Source organism: Agrobacterium sp. 719_389 (assembly GCF_900188475.1).
Classification (GTDB): Bacteria; Pseudomonadota; Alphaproteobacteria; order Rhizobiales; family Rhizobiaceae; genus Agrobacterium; species Agrobacterium radiobacter.
Genome location: NZ_FYEM01000007.1, coordinates 231,690 through 249,164 on the forward strand (window position 1 = coordinate 231,690; position 17,475 = coordinate 249,164).

At 60.7% G+C, this 17,475-nt stretch carries 10 protein-coding genes; 4 read left to right on the forward strand and 6 right to left on the reverse strand.

Annotation, left to right across the window (positions count from 1 at the left end; genetic code table 11):
* Complete coding sequence (locus CFB10_RS14915; protein ID WP_026363641.1) at nt 1-696, forward strand: cytochrome c3 family protein; 696 nt, start codon at nt 1-3, stop codon at nt 694-696.
* A gap of 42 nt (nt 697-738) precedes the next feature.
* Here the strand turns inward: CFB10_RS14915 and CFB10_RS14920 are convergent, their stop codons facing one another.
* Complete coding sequence (locus CFB10_RS14920; protein ID WP_020010334.1) at nt 739-1,599, reverse strand: LysR substrate-binding domain-containing protein; 861 nt, start codon at nt 1,597-1,599, stop codon at nt 739-741.
* A gap of 247 nt (nt 1,600-1,846) precedes the next feature.
* Here CFB10_RS14920 and CFB10_RS14925 point away from each other — a divergent pair, with 247 nt between their 5' ends.
* From CFB10_RS14925 to CFB10_RS14935, 3 genes are all read left to right on the forward strand, one after another.
* Nucleotides 1,847-7,780, forward strand: a complete 5,934-nt coding sequence (locus CFB10_RS14925; protein WP_020010335.1) for an Ig-like domain-containing protein — start codon at nt 1,847-1,849, stop codon at nt 7,778-7,780.
* 106 nt (nt 7,781-7,886) lie between these two features.
* Nucleotides 7,887-9,638 (forward strand): type I secretion system permease/ATPase, encoded by a 1,752-nt coding sequence (locus CFB10_RS14930; protein ID WP_020010336.1) that lies wholly within the window; start codon nt 7,887-7,889, stop codon nt 9,636-9,638.
* A 2-nt stretch (nt 9,639-9,640) separates the two neighbouring features.
* Nucleotides 9,641-10,945 carry an HlyD family type I secretion periplasmic adaptor subunit gene (locus tag CFB10_RS14935; protein ID WP_020010337.1) on the forward strand — a complete coding sequence of 435 codons (1,305 nt, stop codon included), beginning with the start codon at nt 9,641-9,643 and terminating at the stop codon, nt 10,943-10,945.
* Nucleotides 10,946-11,333: 388 nt separating this feature from the next.
* Here the strand turns inward: CFB10_RS14935 and CFB10_RS14940 are convergent, their stop codons facing one another.
* The 5 genes from CFB10_RS14940 to CFB10_RS14960 form a co-directional block, all read right to left on the reverse strand.
* Nucleotides 11,334-13,247 (reverse strand): PhoX family phosphatase, encoded by a 1,914-nt coding sequence (locus tag CFB10_RS14940; RefSeq protein ID WP_020010338.1) that lies wholly within the window; start codon nt 13,245-13,247, stop codon nt 11,334-11,336.
* A gap of 129 nt (nt 13,248-13,376) precedes the next feature.
* The gene (locus CFB10_RS14945) at nt 13,377-14,090 is read right to left on the reverse strand and encodes a 4'-phosphopantetheinyl transferase (protein ID WP_020010339.1); all 714 of its coding nucleotides are present in this window, start codon (nt 14,088-14,090) and stop codon (nt 13,377-13,379) included.
* Between the two features lie 30 nt (nt 14,091-14,120).
* The gene (gene dhbA / locus CFB10_RS14950; RefSeq protein WP_026363642.1) at nt 14,121-14,876 is read right to left on the reverse strand and encodes a 2,3-dihydro-2,3-dihydroxybenzoate dehydrogenase; all 756 of its coding nucleotides are present in this window, start codon (nt 14,874-14,876) and stop codon (nt 14,121-14,123) included.
* Nucleotides 14,877-14,889: 13 nt separating this feature from the next.
* Nucleotides 14,890-15,759 carry an isochorismatase gene (locus CFB10_RS14955; protein ID WP_020010341.1) on the reverse strand — a complete coding sequence of 290 codons (870 nt, stop codon included), beginning with the start codon at nt 15,757-15,759 and terminating at the stop codon, nt 14,890-14,892.
* Nucleotides 15,760-15,849: 90 nt separating this feature from the next.
* Nucleotides 15,850-17,475, reverse strand: a complete 1,626-nt coding sequence (locus CFB10_RS14960) for a (2,3-dihydroxybenzoyl)adenylate synthase (protein ID WP_020010342.1) — start codon at nt 17,473-17,475, stop codon at nt 15,850-15,852.

Genomic DNA, 17,475 nt, shown 5'->3' on the forward strand with positions numbered 1-17,475 from the left:
ATCGCCCGAGTGAAAAAACTTCTCGTCTGGCTCTGGGCGGTCCTTACGACACCGGCGGGCACGCTTAGCCTCGCTTTCCTGACGCTTGGCGGTTTTGTCGGCGGGGTCATGTTCTGGGGCGCCTTCAATACCGCGCTTGAAATGACCAACAAGGAAGCCTTCTGCATTTCCTGCCACGAGATGCGGGCGAATGTTTATGAGGAACTGACCCGGACGGTGCATTTCTCCAACCGTTCCGGCGTGCGCGCCTCCTGTCCGGATTGCCATGTGCCGCATGAATGGACGGACAAGATCGCCCGCAAGATGCAGGCCTCCAAGGAGGTCTGGGGCAAGATTTTCGGCACCATCGATACGCGCAAGAAGTTCCTCGACAAGCGGCTGGAGCTTGCCCAGCACGAATGGTCGCGCCTGAAGGCCAATGACAGCCTGGAATGCCGCAACTGCCATTCTTCCGCCGCCATGGATTTTACCAAACAGACGCAGCGCGCCGCCGATATCCATTCCAGATATCTGCTGACGGGCAAGGCCACCTGTATCGATTGCCACAAGGGCATCGCCCATGAATTGCCCAATATGGAAGGCATCGACCCCGGCTGGAAAATGCCGCCGGCACTGAACGACCAACCAGGCCCGACAGCCTCTGCGGTGGACGACCTGAGGCGTGCGATGTCGGATGTGCATCGGAACGTTTTTTGAATATTGGGGTGGCCGGTTGAGGAAGCCGTGATCGGGCCGCAATCAGGCCCGGCCGGCTTCTTCGATGAAGCTACGCACCAACGGCAGATGGCGTCTCTCGGCAAGGCAGATTGCATATTCGTCGATGAGTTCGTTGGCGTCGCAAAGCGGCACAAAGGAAAGGCGTGCATCGTGGCCAAATTCCAGATCGGCCACCACGCCGCATCCCACCCCGTTGGCGATGGCCTCCCGCACGCCCTCGCGGGAGGAGATTTCGATCACCCGCTGGATGGAAATGCCGTGATCGGCAAGGTTGTTTTCGAAGATTTCACGGGTGCGCGATCCCCGCTCGCGCATGACGAAGGATAGGCCTTCCAACTCGGCCATGAAGACGCTCTCCCGCTCAGCCAGCGGGTGAGAGACGGGCACGCACAAGCCAAGCCGCATGCTGAGAAATTTGACGCCATAGAGGCGCGGATCATCCGGTGCGCGGGCGGTAATGGCGACATCGGCGCGATAATCGATGATCTGTTCCATCACCCGCGCCGAATTGTCGACTGAAAGGGAAAAGGTAAGCTGCGGCCGCTCGGCCTTCAGCCGCGAAAGGATCGGCAGCGGCAGCACGGGACCATCCGCTGCAACACGCAGATGCCCGCCCGCGGAACCCGTATCGCCGCGCAGGAAAGCCTTCGCCTCGTTTTCGGCCTGAAACAGGCGCGCGGTTATCTCGAACAGACGTTCGCCCTGCGGGCTGAGGCTCACCCCCCGCGGTTTTCTTTCCAGAAGGTTGACGCCGCTGGTAGCCTCCAGCTCCCGCACATGGGCCGAAAGGGTGGACTGGCTGATCGCCATGTCCCGCGCGGCCTGCGAAAAGCCGCCCGATTGCGCGACGATGTGAAAGGCCTTCAGCTGCGTGGTCGACATGGGATCCTTTTCTGCCGCCGTATGGGCCGTCCTTATGTCGTGTGAGTATCGGCGAAAAGGCTGACAGCACCATGACGCCCGCCGGAAGGCTTCGTTTACCCTGTGGCGTAACCGATAGGGGGCATGGGAAATCGCTATGGCGCGTTTACGGATTGTTAAGAATTCGTCATCCGGGCGTTAGTCATCGGCTCTAATCGTGCCGGCATGGCCAAAGGGCCAATCCGTTTCACGCAGAAAGGCCAAAGAGATGACGACCTCACAAAACTCGATTGCCAATCCCATCGAAACTTCTTCCGACTGGTTGCTGAAGATTCCGAGCCTTTCGCAGCAGCAGAGCATTCTTGTCTCGCCCGGTGGCGCCGGGACGGTGACATCCTACAGCCTCGTTTATGACGTCTATTTTCCGACGAACGGTTCCACCGGCTGGATGCCTTTCCTTCAGACGGATATCAGCAACAGCAACGATGCCGATATTTTCGGCAAGGCGAGTGGTAGCAGCTACGGCGTCGGTATTGGCGGGAGTTATCGCGGCACGGCGAAACTGGATGCCTGGAACCGTATAGGCCTCACGATCGAGAAAAATTCGAACGGCACGGTTTCGATGAACAAATACGTCAACGGCGAATTTGTCGCGACCCAGCAGATCGCTTCTTCCGGTGCCAGCCGTTTCGCCATCGACCTGTCCAAGGGCTTCCTGATTTTCTCCGATGAGGACGGTGAAACCTCCCCCGGTTATCTCAGCAACTTCCTCTTCCTTCAGACAGCGCTGACGAAAGACGAGATGTCTTACCTCAGCGGTCCGAAAACCTCAGGCATCCTGCCTGACGCGATGAAGCAGGCGGCAGAGCAGGTTGGTGCTCTTGAAGTCCGTTTCTCGGAAGGTTCGGCCACCCCCGCAATCGGCACGGGAACGGTCTCCGGAAAAGGCACCACGCTCGAATTCACGACGCCCGCGAACTCCGGTATTCTGGGAATTGGCGAGACGGCTCCCGTCGATCCGTCGGCAGTGGCGAAAACCACCCCGATCAAGGACATGATGGTTACGCCCGACGCGGCGAATATGACGATCGATCTGTCGAAGTACTTTTCCGGCGAGAAACTGACTTTCACCGTGCAGAACAGCGAAAACAAGGTCGTCAACGCGGTGCTTGCCGATAACAAGTTGACGCTCGACTTTTCCGAACTCGGCCATTCCGATATCCGCGTGACCGCGACGGATGCCGCAGGCAAAAGCGTGACCGATGACTTCCGCGTGCGCGTGGCAGGCCCGAACGCCTATACGATCGCCGTTTTCCCCGATACGCAGGACTACACCTCTAACGACGGCATCAAGCACCTCTTCGGCGAAATGACACAGTGGCTGGTCGATAACCGCCAGAGCCACAACATCATCTTCATGAGCCATGTGGGCGACATCACCCAGAACAACCAGCCTTCCGAATGGGATATTGCCGAAGCTGCGCTGCGCAAGCTCGATGGTAAGCTTCCCTATGCATTGCTTCCCGGCAATCACGACCAGGGCGCATACGGCAACGCCGCAAACCATTCCTCCGACCAGCTGGACAGCCGTTTCTCGGCTGCAAAACAGGCCGCAACCAATGCCGGCACCTTCGGGGGCGCGTACGATCAGGAACAGGCGGCCGCCCGTAATACCTACAGCAACTTCACTGCACCCGACGGCACGAAATGGTTGTCCATCTCGCTTGAATTCGGCCCGCGAGACGACGTGATCCGCTGGGCGGGCGACGTCATCGAAAAATTCCCCGACCACCGCGTCATGCTTGCGACACACTCACTCACGAGCTACGCGGGACGTCAGGATAATCTGGCCGCGCCGCTTTACGATGAAGGCGCTGGCTACGATTACGGCATGCGCACGGACCAGCGCGGCGCAAATGACGGCGAATATGTCGCCCGGGCCCTGCTTGCGCGTTATCCCAACATCGTCATGACCTTCTCGGGTCACATCTTCGGCGATGGTGCGGAAACCGATATCACCTATAACCAGTATGGCGAGCCGGTCTTCCAGTTCCTGGTCAACTACCAGAACGGCGTTTCCCGCGAAATCACCGGCAACGGCGTCGAGTCGCGCGGCTCCAACGGCGGCAATGGCGCCATCCGCCTGATCACCATCGATCCGGACAACAACCGCATCACCACCGAAACCTATTTCACCGCTTTCGACGACTATCTCGATGGCTTCCGCACCAAGCCGGAACTCGATCGCAACGGCCTGACCGGTTATTATCGCGGCCACCAAGAAGTATTCGAAAATGTTTATGTCGGCGCAGGTCAGGCGCGCGCCATGGCCGATGCCGGCGACGATATCGTGGCCGATGCAGCAACCGGTGCGTCGAAGGCGAGCGTCAACCTCTCCGCGGCCAGGTCGCTGTTGTCGGGAGACATCCAGAAGTTCGTCTGGACGGACAAGAACGGCGATGTGGTTGCCGAGGGCAAGGAAGCCGTCGCCGATCTTTCGCTTGGCAAGCACAAGCTGACGTTGAGTGCAACCGATGCAAACGGTGTCAAGACCATCGATACGGTTGACGTTCTCGTTCGCGGTGACCGCACCCTGCTCATTGAAAACTTCAATGACGGCAAGGCTGACGGCTGGGCTACGAATTTTGGCGCAACTGACGGCATTACCGGCAAGTTCCTGCTCAAGGGCACAGTATTTTCGCGCTCGACCACAACTGAAGGTCTCGACGCCCCGGAGGCGGCACTTTTCGACCAGAGCGATGCGACCGGCAACAAGCTCGTCTACATCGGCGCTCAATCGGCCGGCTGGAGCAACTACGTTTTCGAGGCGACGCTGACGCAGCTCGATAATGATGCGATTGGTGTCTACTTCTATTACAAGGATGCAAACAACTATTACCGCTTTACCATGGATGGCGAAGCGAACCGTCGTCAGCTGGTCAAGGTTTCGGAAGGTAACGCCGTCGTCCTTGCCTCCATCAATGAGGGCGTCCAGTACAATATGGAGCTTCCGCTGACCGTCTCGGTCGTCGGAGGCGTCATCAACGTCTTCCTGGGTGACAAGAACGTCTTTGGCGGTCCCGTTGTGGATGCAACGTCACCGCTCTCCGGCGGCACGGTGGGTGTCTATTCCAGCGGCCAGCGCGCCTCGGTTTTCGATGACATCGTCGTCACCCGGGCCGTCACGACAGCGAAGGCCGGCATCGACCAGCGGGTCTATGACCTGGATGGCGACGGCAAGGCATCCGTTACACTTGATGCATCGTCTTCGTTTGGACCTGAGCAACTGACAGGCTTCGTCTGGACAGACCTTGACGGCAACGTCGTCGCCACCGGCAAGAAGGTCGACGTCGCCCTTGATACGGGCATCAACAGGCTGATCCTGAAGGTAACCTCAGCCAATGGTTACGTTTCGACGGACCGCGTCGACGTCACGGTCGTGGACAAGACGAAAATCCTCGTCGCAGAGGACTTCTCCTCCGCCGAAGCGATGGCGCGCTTCAATATCGTCGACGAGGGTGAATCCGGCGGTATCGGAGCGGATGGAAAAGCGTCCGAATGGTTGATTTCCAACGGCAAGCTGCTGCAGACGACCGAACTTGCGAGCCGTGAACTGACCTGGACCGGCGCAACCAGCTCCGACTACTGGAAGCGCGGCTGGAGCCCGATGGGTGACGGCGTCAACGTGCTGCGCCTTGGCACTTATGCGCTGTTCAACGACCCGGCGGCGCTCGCATGGACGGATTACGCCATCGAGACGACTTTCCAGACACCGGACAAGGACGGTCTCGGCTTCCTGTTCCGCTACAAGGACAGTAAGAACTACTACAAGCTTGAACTCGACGCCGATGGCACTCTGGATCGTAGCCCGAGCAATGGCGCCGGCAGCATCTTCAACCTCGTCCGGATGAGAAATGGCATCGAGGAAATCCTTACGCAGGTGCCGGGCAAATATGAGTCGGGCCAGGAAACGAAGCTCCGTGTCGAGGTCGTCGGTGACAAGATCACCGCATTTGTCAACGACGAAGCGCTGTTTGCCTATCCGATCGGCGACCGGGAACTCGACGCCGGTACTTTCGGTCTTTACTCCTGGGGCAATGCGGGTCTGACTTTCGACAATCTGACGGTGGTCGATCTCAAATCCGGTCTCGATGCTGGCATGACCCTCAACGGCACGGAAGCGCGCGATACACTCGTCGGCACCGATGGCGACGAGACGATCGTCGGTTATGGCGGCAATGACCGGTTGATCGGCAATGGCGGCAATGATCGTCTGCGTGGCGACGATGGCAACGATATGCTGATGGGCGGGGCAGGGCGCGATGCGCTGTCCGGCGGCAATGGTGACGACGTCCTGTTTGGGGATGAAGGCAACGATGTCGTCTCCGGCGGCCTCGGTGACGACATCATCGAAGGCGGCACCGGCAACGATCTGCTGCTCGGTGGCGACGGCTCCGACACCTATGTCTACGGACGCGGCGACGGCTCCGATGACATCATTGAGACTGCGGGTGCCGCAGGCGACAAGGACGTTCTCGTTCTGCATGATATCGCCAGAAGCGAGGCCGTCCTGCACAAGTTCGGCGAGGCCGTCGAAATCGAATTCGTCAGCGGTGAAAAAATCTCGCTGCGCAACCAGCTTGCTGGCGGCGGCGTGGAACTGGTGACCTTCGCAGACGGAACGCTTCTCAACCGGGATGCGATCGTCAAAGGTCTTGTCAACCGTGGCCCGGCCGCTGCCGCCGATACGCTGGCCGCAGTTGATGAAGATGTGGCATCCTTCCTTATCTCCTTCGCCACGCTGCTGGCGAATGACAAGGACGCCGATCTCGATCAGCTGACGGTGACCGGGGTCTCCCTGGCGGTCGGCGGAACGGCGGTTCTGGAGGAAAACGGGATCCGCTTTACCACGGCAGCCGATTTCAACGGCGCGGCATCTTTCAGTTACAAGATCGCCGACGGCCGCGGCGGCTCCAGCGAGGCGACGGCAAACTTCACCGTCAAGCCGGTCAATGACGCACCGGTTGCTGCTTCCATCGCCGTAACGACCGATGAGGATGTTGTCCTGAAAGGCAAGGTCGTCGCGTCCGATATCGATGGCGATACGCTGTCCTACGCCATCAAGGCCGATGCCGGTGCGGCGAAAGGCAATGTCAAGATCGACGCGGCGACCGGCGAATGGGTCTATGCGCCGAACGCGGATGTGAACGGAACCGACGGCTTCACGGTCGTCGTTTCCGATGACAAGGGCGGCAGCGTCGAGAGCGTCGTTACCGTGAGGATCGATCCCGTCAACGATGCGCCCGTTGCTGTCGAGGACAGGATCACCGTGTCGGAAAAGGATAACGCCGGTTTCGATCTGGTTGCCAATGACACCGATGTGGAAGGCGACCGCCTGACGCTCGTCAGCGTCGCGGTGGCAGCCGTGGCCGGCCTCGCCTTGACCAATGAACACGCTGCTGCGGCCTTCTCCGTGGTGGATGGCAAGCTGGTTGTCGATCCTTCTTCGGCCTTTGCGGCTCTGGAGGATGATCAGCAGGCGCTCGTGACGCTCACCTATACCGTTCGCGACGCCAATGGCGGTGAAGCCCTTGGCACCACGACCGTGAGGGTGGATGGCTACACCGAATATACCGTTGTCAGCGGTACGGACGGTAACGACGTGTTGGTGGCCGGCGACAGCAAGGACATGCTTGAAGGCGGCGACGGTAACGACACGCTTCTGGCCGGTGCCGGCAACGATATGGTGGATGCGGGTGCTGGCAACGACCGTGTGGTCGCCGGTGACGGCAATGACATCGTCGAGGGCGGCGCCGGTAACGACGTGCTGATGGGCGGCGCCGGCAATGATGTTCTTCACGGCGGTGCTGGCACCGACCAGCTGAACGGCGGTTCCGGTGACGACATGCTGATTGGCGGCGCGGGCAACGATGTGCTGACCGGCGGCAGCGGTGCGGATACCTTCGTCTTCGCCGCCGGCAGCGGCCGGGATGTGGTGACGGACTTCCAGGCTGGTGCTGATGCCAAGGATATCGTCCAGCTCTCGAAGGAGGTCTTTGCGGATTATCAGGCGCTGATCGCCTCCGGTGCCTTCACCGACGGTGCAAACGGTGCCGAGATCGCCTTCAAGGATGGATCGACCATTACCTTCGACGGTGTGAAGACCGAGCAGTTCGTCATCGACGACTTCCGTTTCGCCTGAACCATGAAGGCGCATCCTCCGGGATGCGCTTTTTTTCGTTCGCGGCCCGTTGTCATCGGCGTGTTATTGCCGGTTGCTACCGCCGCGATCTCAACGGATCGTAAAAATGCGTCATCATTCTGCCAACAACAATAACCGGCCAATCAAGGGCGTCTTCTCAGGCTGCGTCACTGCCTTTGTCGGCATTGCCATGATGAGCGCCCTGGTCAATATTCTTTATCTCACCGGCTCGCTATTCATGATGGAGGTCTATGACCGGGTGCTGCCGAGCCGCAGTCTGCCGACGCTGCTGGCCCTCTTCGCCATAGCCGCGGTTCTATATGCGTTTCAGGGGCTGTTTGATGCCGTACGTGGCCGTCTGCTGGTGCGCATCTCCGATCGTCTCGATCAGGTGCTTTCCTCCAGGGTGTATGACGCCGTCATCGGCCTGCAATTGCGCCTGCCCGTCAGCGGCCGGCAGGCGCAGCCGCTTCGCGATCTCGATACGATCCGCTCCTTCCTTTCCGGAAGCGGACCGACCGCGCTGTTCGATCTGCCATGGCTGCCTTTTTACATTGCCATCTGCTTCGCCTTTCACTTCTGGCTCGGCGTGACAGCGCTTGCCGGTGCGGCCATCCTCACGATGTTCACGCTGATGACGGAGCTGGTCTCCAGGCGGCCGGTCGAAGAAGCCGCGCAACATGCGTCCAGACGCAACCGGCTGATCGAAGCCACCCGCCGCAACGCCGATATCATTTCGGTCATGGGCATGGCCACGCCGCTCAGGGATCGCTGGCAGATGGATAATCGCGCCTATGTCCGCGAGCAGCGCTCCGCAAGCGATATCGCCTCCGGTTTCGGCGTGGCGAGCAAGGTGCTGCGTATGCTGCTGCAATCCGGCATTCTGGCCGTCGGGGCCTGGCTGGTCATCAATGAGCAGGCGACACCCGGCATCATCATCGCCGGTTCCATCCTGTCGGCGCGGGCGCTTGCGCCGGTTGATCTGGCCATTGCCAACTGGAAGGGCTTCATCGCCGCCAGGCAAAGCCGTCATCGCCTTGAAAAAACGCTGGCGCTGCTGCCAGATGCCGCCATGCGCCTCGATCTGCCTGCGCCACAAGCCCTTCTGTCCGTCGAGCGTGTCAGCGCCCTTCCGCCGGAAACGACGGAGCCGGTCCTGCAGGACATCGCCTTCACGCTCCAGGCCGGCAGCGGTCTCGGCGTGATCGGCGCAAGCGGATCGGGCAAGAGTTCTCTAGCACGACTGCTAGTGGGTCTCTGGCGGCCGCTCAAGGGCTCCGTCCGGCTGGACGGTGCGACGCTGGACCAATGGCCGGCGGAAGCATTGGCGCGCCACATCGGTTACATGCCGCAGATGATCGAGCTGCTGGATGGAACCATCGCCGAAAATATCGCTTCCTTTGATCGGCGGGCGAGTTCTGAACAGATCATCGCAGCGGCGCGTGCGGCGCGCATTCACGATCTCGTTGTCAGCCTGCCGGATGGCTATTCCACCGAAGTCGGCGAAACCGGCCGGCAATTATCGGCGGGGCAGAAACAGCGGATCGCCCTTGCGCGGGCGCTTTATGGCGACCCCTTTCTCGTCGTGCTCGATGAGCCGAATTCCAATCTCGATTCCGAAGGTGAGGATGCGCTGACGGCAGCCATTCTCGGCATTCGTGAGCGCGGCGGCGTGGCCGTCATTATCGCCCATCGCCCAAGCGCGCTTCTGGCCGTGGACAAGGTGCTGATGATCGCTAATGGACGCCAGCAGGCTTTCGGCCCCAAGGAAGAAGTGCTCGCCAAGGTGCTGCGCCCGGTCGGTGGGGCGGTCGGCGCCCTCAAGGTCGTGCAGGCCGCGGAAGCAGGAAAGGTATGAAAATGGATGAATGGCAGACACTGCGACGCTCGATCCGCAACCACCTTTTTGTGGGCGGTTTGGGCTTCCTAACTCTGACTGGCGTCTTCGGCGGCTGGGCCGTCGGCACCGAGATCGTCGGTGCGGTGATCGCGCAAGGTTCTCTGGTGGTGGAAACGAGCCTGAAAAAGGTCCAGCATCCGGTGGGGGGCGTCGTCAGCGAATTGATGGTGCGGGACGGAGACCGTGTGAAAGCGGGCGACGTGGTCATGCGTATCGATGCGACGATGACGCGAGCCAATCTCGCCATAATCGTCAAAAGCCTCGATCAGTTCACTGCCCGCAAGGCTCGGCTGGAGAGCGAGCGTGATCGGGCCGCCCGCGTGGTTTTCCCGCAAGTGCTGTCGGGCCGTGCCGACGACGCAGAAGTTCTGGCGATGATGGATGCCGAACAGCGTCTTTATGAAAACCGCAAAGCTGTTCGCGAAAGCAAAAAACGCCAGCTCGAACAGCGCGTGCGGCAGCTTCGCGATGAGATTAGCGGCATGGAGGCCGAGCGCGCAGCGAATTTCCGCGAGCAGGGCATGGTCGATGAGGAACTCACCCGCTTTCGCTCGCTGCATGAAAGGGGCCTGATGGAAAAAAGCCGGCTTAGCACGCTGGAGCGTCAGGCTACCGATATCGATGGTGATATCGGCCGGCTGATGGCCGGCATTGCCGGGATTGAGGCGAAGATCAGCGAAACCGCGCTGCAAATCCTCCAGATCGACGAGCAATGGTCGGAAGAGGTGGGTTCTGATTTGCGCGAAATGGATGCCCGCATCGGCGAATATGTCGAGCGCCGGGTGGCGGCAGAGGACCAGCTGAAACGTGTTGATATTGTCGTGCCGCAGGACGGGGTGGTGCATCAACTTTCAGTGCACACCGTCGGTGGTGTCGTCGCGCCGGGCGAACAGATCATGATGATCGTGCCTGAAGTCGACAAGCTTGTGGTGGAAGCCAAGGTTGCGCCGCAGGATATCGATCAGATCTTTTACGGCCAGGCCACGAATCTGCGCTTTTCCGCCTTCAATCAGAAAACGACGCCGGAAATCACCGGAACGGTGGAGCGCATTTCGGCTGACGTGACGGTGGATCAGCGAACGGGCGCCAGCTATTATATCGTGCGCGTCGCCACCTCGCAGGAGCAGATAAAGCGGCTGGGTGAATTCAGCCTGATGCCCGGAATGCCGGTGGAAGCCTTCATCACAACAGGCGAACGAAGCGTCTTGTCCTATTTCCTCAAACCCCTTCTCGATCAGGCGAACCGCACTTTTCGGGAGGCTTGAGGACGATGGGCCCGGCGTGTCGCTGGACGACATAGCGCGATCAACTCAGCAACGCCGTGCGCCTCCAAGGGCGCACGGCGTTGCATTGCTTATAAAAACGCGTCAAATTTTCTTCCGCCGAGTTGCTATGCCGGCATCCGATGGCGGGCATCTGCGTCATAAAACAGTCTCTTGCGATCCGTGGCTCGGCCATACCGGCCTTGATCAAGCAACCTTGTGTGATCAATGGATGGGGACTACCCGATGACGACGTGTGATTGTGCGGCTTCGCAAAGTCATGCTTTTCGTAGCCTGGCAAAACGCCGCGTGTCCTTTCGGGCACGCGGCGTTTTTATCTTAACCCGGATCGTGATCTCCATCGCGATCCGGTTCCGTTCATGCCGATGCGTCAGCCGATCTTCACGTTGTCGTCGCGCTTGATGGCGATGACGGTCGAGCGTGGCAGCTTGCCTTCGCCATCCGGGAAGGGGGCGTCGGGGTGCTGGATGCCGACGAAGTGGGTGCGCTTGTCGCCGGACCAGGTCTGGCCGGTGACTTCGGAACCCTTCGGCGCGGTCAGGAAGCGCTCGATGCGGCCCGTGGCCGGGTCGCCCGCCAGCATCTGGTTGTTGCCCTGGCCGGCGAAGTTGCCTTCATTGGTGTCTTCGCCGTCGGTCTGGATCCAGAGCAGACCGGTGCTATCGAACATCATGCCATCAGGCGAGTTGAACATGTTGCCTTCGTTGATGTTCGAAGAACCCGCATAGGCGTCCTTGTGGACGGTGGGATTGCCGGCCATGCAGAACAGGTCCCACTTGAACTTGCCGTCCGCATGGTCGTCATTTTCCGGATACCAGCGCACGATCTGGCCGTATTCGTTCTTCTCGCGCGGGTTGGCGGCATTGATCGCCATGGCGTCGCCGCCGGCATTGGCGCGCAGCTTGCCGTCCTTCATTTCGCCGCGGCGGCTGTTATTGGTCAGCGCGCAATAGGCTTCGATGGCGACCGGGTTGATGGCGACCCATTCCGGGCGGTCCATCGTCGTTGCACCGACCTTGGAAGCGGCCTGTCGGGTGAAGACGCAGATTTCGTCGATCTTCATGCCCGTGGTTTCAGGGGTCAGGGCCAGCCACTCGCCGGCGCCGTCATCGGAGAACTTGGCGACGTAAAGCGTGCCTTCGTCAAGCAGCCTGGAGGTGTCGCCGCCCGGCACGTAGATGCCGTTGGAGACGAATTTATAGAGGAATTCGCCACGCTCGTCGTCACCCATGTAAACAACGACACGGCCGTCACGGGCAATCACCACGGCGGCGTTTTCATGCTTGATGCGGCCAAGCGCGGTGCGCTTGATCGGGGTGGACTTGGCGTCCGAAGGATCGATCTCGACCACATAACCGGCGCGGCGCGGTTCGTTGGGGTTCTTGGCGACGTCGAAACGCTCGTCGAACTTCTCATAGGCGTAGCGGGTTTCGGCCACGATGCCGTAGCGCTTGTAGTCGTCAGGCAGCTTGAAGGCGGCGTCGGTGGTGCCGAAATAGCCGTTGAAGTTTTCTTCGCAGGTAAGGTAGGTGCCCCACGGTGTGCGGCCGGCGCCGCAATTGTTGAAGGTCCCGAGACAGTCGATACCATGAGGGTCGGCGGCGGTCTTGACGAGATCGGAGCCTGCGGCCGGGCCGGAAAGCTTCATCGGCGTATTGTGGTGGATACGGCGGTTAAAGGGGCTGTCGAGAACGATCTTCCAGCCGTCCTTGTCTTCCGCGACTTCCATGACGGTGACGCCCTGCATGTTCTGCAGGATCTTCACATCGTTGGCCGTCTTCGGGTTGCCTTTTTCAGCGTGCGGCAGGTTGGTTTCAGGGTTCACATATTCGTGGTTGACGGCGATCAGTTGATGGCTGCCGACCACGAAGAGTTCCATACCGTCGGTGTTTTCGCCGAAGACCTTGTCGGAGTTTTCAACGCTGACGCCCTTGGCGGGGTCGAGATCGGGAACGTTGGAGAACAGCGGCTGGCCCCATTTCGCCAGCGGCTTCCAGTTATAGCCTTCCGGGACATGGATGGTGTGGTCGGTTGCGGCGGCAACCGGCTTGAACGGGAAACGGCCGGCGGCGGCTTCCTGCGCCTCGGCGGAGGTGCTGCTCAACAGGTTGCCGAGCGTGCCCATGGCGGCCGCGGCCGAACCGAAGGCCAGCACGCCGCCGAGAAAGCCGCGGCGGGAAATCGCGGTTTCAACCACGCGGTCGAAATCGGTTTCGGCCGGTGGCGGATTCTGCAGTTCGTCCCACTCGTCCCAGGACAATTTGCTCGTATCGATGTCGGTCATATCGTGTCTCCACCGTTCAATGTTTGGAATCATTCCAACAGGCTGCGTACCTCCCGAGTGTTTCACTCGGATGACGGGAAGACGGGTTTAAAATATGATCTTCTCGGTTATGAATCTACCATTTTTCCCTCAATGCGGGAGAAGGATGCGAGTGAGCAGCAGGCCTTCGAAACGGCAGAAGCGGAAGGGAACCTCCGTTCCGCGGCGCCATTCTTCGCCGAGATCGGCCGTCAGGCGCAATGATGCGGAGCCGTTTGCGTCGAAGCCGGATAATTCGGCCGCGTCGAAAAAGAACAGCCGTTTCACCGTTGGATAAAGCGCCTTGAACAGGCTTTCCTTCGCCGAAAAAATCAGCCCGGTCATGAAGGGATCAATATCGTTGCCGAGGTTGCGGCGCTCGCTCGCGGTCAAGGCCTGCGGGGCGATATCGCGGGCCTCCTCTTCGGTCAGCGGCTTTTCGATATCGATGCCGATGCCGCGAAATCGCAGGGAAGAGCCGGCGAGCGCAATCGCCCGCCCATGGCTGTGGGAAATCGCGCCCATGACGCCTTCGGACCAGATCGGGGCGCGATCCACCCCCATGCCGGGAAAGACGGCGCGGCCTGTAAGGCGGCGCGTGGCTTCCGCCGCGCATCTTCGTCCGGCGATGAATTCCGCCCTGCGTTTCTGCACGGCGTTTAAAAGCTGCGGCGGCAAGGGAGGGACCTCGCCGCCGCCGCCTTCTTCGACGCTGTAACGAAGGGTGAGGCAATGGCAATCGCCGCTGTCGTCCGGCCAAGGCCAGATGGCCTCCGGTGGATCGCCGGAGACGGCTTTGCGATGAAACGCCGTTGCGACGGCCATAGTCTTCACCCTCAATCCAACGGCTCGAATTTAAGCCGCAAGCGTGGCGCCGCCATCGACCACGATCTGCTGCATCGTCACATGGCCGGCCTGATCGGAGGCGAGAAACAGCACCGTATCGGCGATATCATCAGGCCTTGCGATCTTGCCGAGCGGAATGCCAAGCTTGAACTGCTCCGGCAGGCCGGCGACCAGCCGCTCCTTGCCGGCCGGGTCGCTCAACATGCCTGAAAGCATCGGCGTATCGGTGGAGCCGGGTGAAACGACGTTGCAGCGCACCCCATAGGGTGCAAGCTCAAGGGCGGCGCAATGGCTGAGGCTGACCAGCGCCGCCTTGGAGGCGCAATAGGCCATCATGCCGATGCGTGGCACGACGGCGGCGTTGGAGCCGACATTGACGATCGCACCGCGCCGCTGCCGTTTGAAGATGCCGCTCCATTGCCGCAGCATATAAAACGGTCCCGCCGCATTGACATCCATGCAGGCTTTCCAGTCTTCCGGCGTCAGGCTTTCGCTGTCGCCGAGCCGCAGGACGCCGGCGGCGTTGACCAAAATATCGAGCCCGCCCCATTCGCTTTCGATTGCCTTGCAGGCCGTCTCCACCGCCGTCGCATCGGTAATGTCGAGCGCGATCTGGCGGAAGGGCGCTTGCGCCGTCCCGGCCAGAAGGTCGAGGCCGATGACCTCGGCCCCTTCCTCGATGAAACGTTCGGCGATGCGGCGGCCGATGCCCTGGGCTGTGCCCGTCACCAGCACACGCCGTCCGGTAAATCTCTGTTGCGTCATCTTGTCCGTCCGCTCAGGCTGCGAGCCGCTTTTCTTCGATCAGCGCCCACCAGGCGGAAAGTGTGGGCACACGCGCAAGTTCATCGAAACCGACGGTGACACCACGCTCCTTCAGTTCGCCGGCAAGCTTCATCACCTGCAGGGAATCAAGGCCGTAGAAGATCAGGTTCTCGTCGGGGTCGATGTCGCTTTCATCCTCCACCATCTGCAGGACGCGGGCTTTCAGCCATTCGCTGATACCGGTGGCTTCTCCCGCGCCGACGAGGCTTGCAGTGTCGATCACCACGCCGCAGCGCGTCGCCACATATTGCAGGGCCATGCGGTGTTCGGCCTCGGAAAAATCAGCAACGCCGTCACCGATCATGAAGGGCTGAATATCCTTCATGAAGGCTTCCACCGCCGTCATCATGCAGCCGATATGGGCGTAGACGCCGCCGACGATGATCTGGTCGCGGCCCCAGCCCTTCATGCGCTCAGTAAGGTTGGAGCGCTGGAAGGCGCTGTAGCGCCATTTGGTCAGCACCACGTCGTCAGGCGTCGGGGCGAGCTTATCCACGACCTTCTGCAGTTCGGGATCGACGACGGTGAGGCCCGGTCCCCACATATCATTGAGGAGCGCGCGGTCGCCAGGCGGCTGGTCATGCGGCTGGGCGGTGTAGATAACAGGTACGCCGTTCTCAACCGCCCATGCCTTCACCTTTGCGAGATTGTCGATGAGGGTGGTCATCAGCTTGCCTTCGGCCTCATAGAACCGCAGGAAATAACGCTGCATGTCGTGGATGAGGAGTACGGCGCGTTTCGCATCGGGCTGCCATTTTGTCTTATTGGCCGGAAAGCTTGCGGCGACCGGCATCGGATAGTCGGAAATGCTGGGGATCGTCATGATGACCTCGGTGGTTTGCTGCGCCAGGGGCGCTTAATCTCGGGTTTCGGGACGCTCTTTTTGAGCGCCCCCCTTTGTTTGTGCCGCGTGTCAGGCGCTGATGGCGGCGGGTGTCACAAGCAGGTCGCGCAGACGTTTCTTGTCGATCTTGCCGACGGCGGTGAGCGGCATGGCCTCGATGAAACGGACGCGATCCGGCAACTTGTAATCGGCGACGCCGAGACCGGCGAGATGCTGGCGGATGGCCGACGCCTTGAGCGCGGGATTGCGGGAAACGACGAAGACGCAGCTCTTTTCGCCGAGTAGTTCGTCCTGCATCGCCACCAGCGCGGCATGGGTGACGTCCGGATGTCGCAGGATAAGGTTTTCGACCTCCTCCGAAGCGACCTTTTCGCCGCCGCGATTGATCTGGTCCTTCACCCGGCCGACGACCCGGAGATAACCTTCGGGCGTGCGCTGCACGACATCGCCGGAATAATAAAACCCATCCCTGTCGAAGACCCGGGCGCTGTGTTCGGGCGCGCGGTAATATCCCCGGAACGTATAGGGGCCACGGGTCGCCAGCATGCCTGCTTCGCCCTCGGGCACGTCGTTGCCATCCTCATCGACGATGCGGATCTCGTCGTCCGGACTGATCGGCCTCCCTTGCGTGGTGAAGACGATGTGGTCGGGATCACCGGAGCGGGTGTAGTTCACCAGCCCTTCCGCCATGCCGAACACCTGCTGCAGGTCGCAGCCCAGCACTTCCGGCACCTGGCGGGCCAGGGCTTCGGCAAAGCTTGCGCCGCCGACCTGCAGCAGCTTGAGGGATTTCAACCGTTCGCGATGGGCGGGTGCAGCCTGCAGCCACAGCGCCACGGCCGGCGGCACCAGCGGCGCCATGTCGATCTCGTGTTTTTCGATGAGATCGAAGCAGGCAAGCGGCTCCGGATTGGCGGCCATGACCACGGCGCCGCCGGCGTGGAAAACGCCGAGCGCGCCGGGCGAACTCATCGGGTAATTATGCGCCACCGGAATGGCGCAGAGGAAACGGGTCTTTGGCGAGAGTTCGCAAATCTCTGCGCTGGCCCGGGCGCTGTAATCATAGTCGTTGTGCGTCCTCGGGATCAGTTTCGGGGTTCCGGTGCTGCCGCCGGAAAGTTGAAACAATGCCACCTCGTCCGCCGCCGAAGGGGCGTAGGCGGGCGGGTTTTCGGCGGGATTGGCAAGCATCCGCTCAAGGCTGCGCTGCGGATCCGCTTCGCCAAGCAGCAGGGTCACCGCAAGCTTCGGGGAGACCGCTTTCAGCGTCTCCACAAATGCGTCATCGGCGAAAAGCTCGTGGCTGCGCGAGGCAATCACCAGCTTCGGTGCAATCTGCTCCGCATAGGAGGTCATTTCCAGCCGGCGATGGCTGAAAAGTGCGTTGACGGGGGCTGCGCCGATTTTCATCAGCGCGAAAAAGACGAGATAAAACTCGGCGATGTTAGGCAATTGCACCAGCGCGGTGTCACCCTTGCCAATGCCGGCGGCGGAGAGATGGCCGGCAAGATTGGAGGATTGCCGGTCGAGATCGGCATAGCTGAAGCGGCGGTCGCCGCAGACCAGCGCCGTCGCGTCCGGCCGACGCTCCACCTGCTCAGTAAGGATGCCGCTCAGCGGCCGATCGATCCAGTAACCGCGTTCGCGGTATCGGCGAACGAGATCGTCGGGCCAGCGTTCAAATTCGATTGTCAT

Excerpts from the sequence above, each read along its gene's own strand:
- CFB10_RS14955 (WP_020010341.1), bottom strand. The coding sequence starts at position 15,759 with ATGACGATCCCCAGCATTTCCGACTATCCGATGCCGGTCGCCGCAAGC.
- CFB10_RS14945 (WP_020010339.1), bottom strand. The coding sequence starts at position 14,090 with ATGGCCGTCGCAACGGCGTTTCATCGCAAAGCCGTCTCCGGCGATCCA.
- dhbA (WP_026363642.1), bottom strand. The coding sequence starts at position 14,876 with ATGACGCAACAGAGATTTACCGGACGGCGTGTGCTGGTGACGGGCACA.
- CFB10_RS14935 (WP_020010337.1), top strand. The coding sequence starts at position 9,641 with ATGGATGAATGGCAGACACTGCGACGCTCGATCCGCAACCACCTTTTT.
- CFB10_RS14930 (WP_020010336.1), top strand. The coding sequence starts at position 7,887 with ATGCGTCATCATTCTGCCAACAACAATAACCGGCCAATCAAGGGCGTC.
- CFB10_RS14925 (WP_020010335.1), top strand. The coding sequence starts at position 1,847 with ATGACGACCTCACAAAACTCGATTGCCAATCCCATCGAAACTTCTTCC.
- CFB10_RS14920 (WP_020010334.1), bottom strand. The coding sequence starts at position 1,599 with ATGTCGACCACGCAGCTGAAGGCCTTTCACATCGTCGCGCAATCGGGC.
- CFB10_RS14940 (WP_020010338.1), bottom strand. The coding sequence starts at position 13,247 with ATGACCGACATCGATACGAGCAAATTGTCCTGGGACGAGTGGGACGAA.
- CFB10_RS14960 (WP_020010342.1), bottom strand. The coding sequence starts at position 17,475 with ATGACAATCGAATTTGAACGCTGGCCCGACGATCTCGTTCGCCGATAC.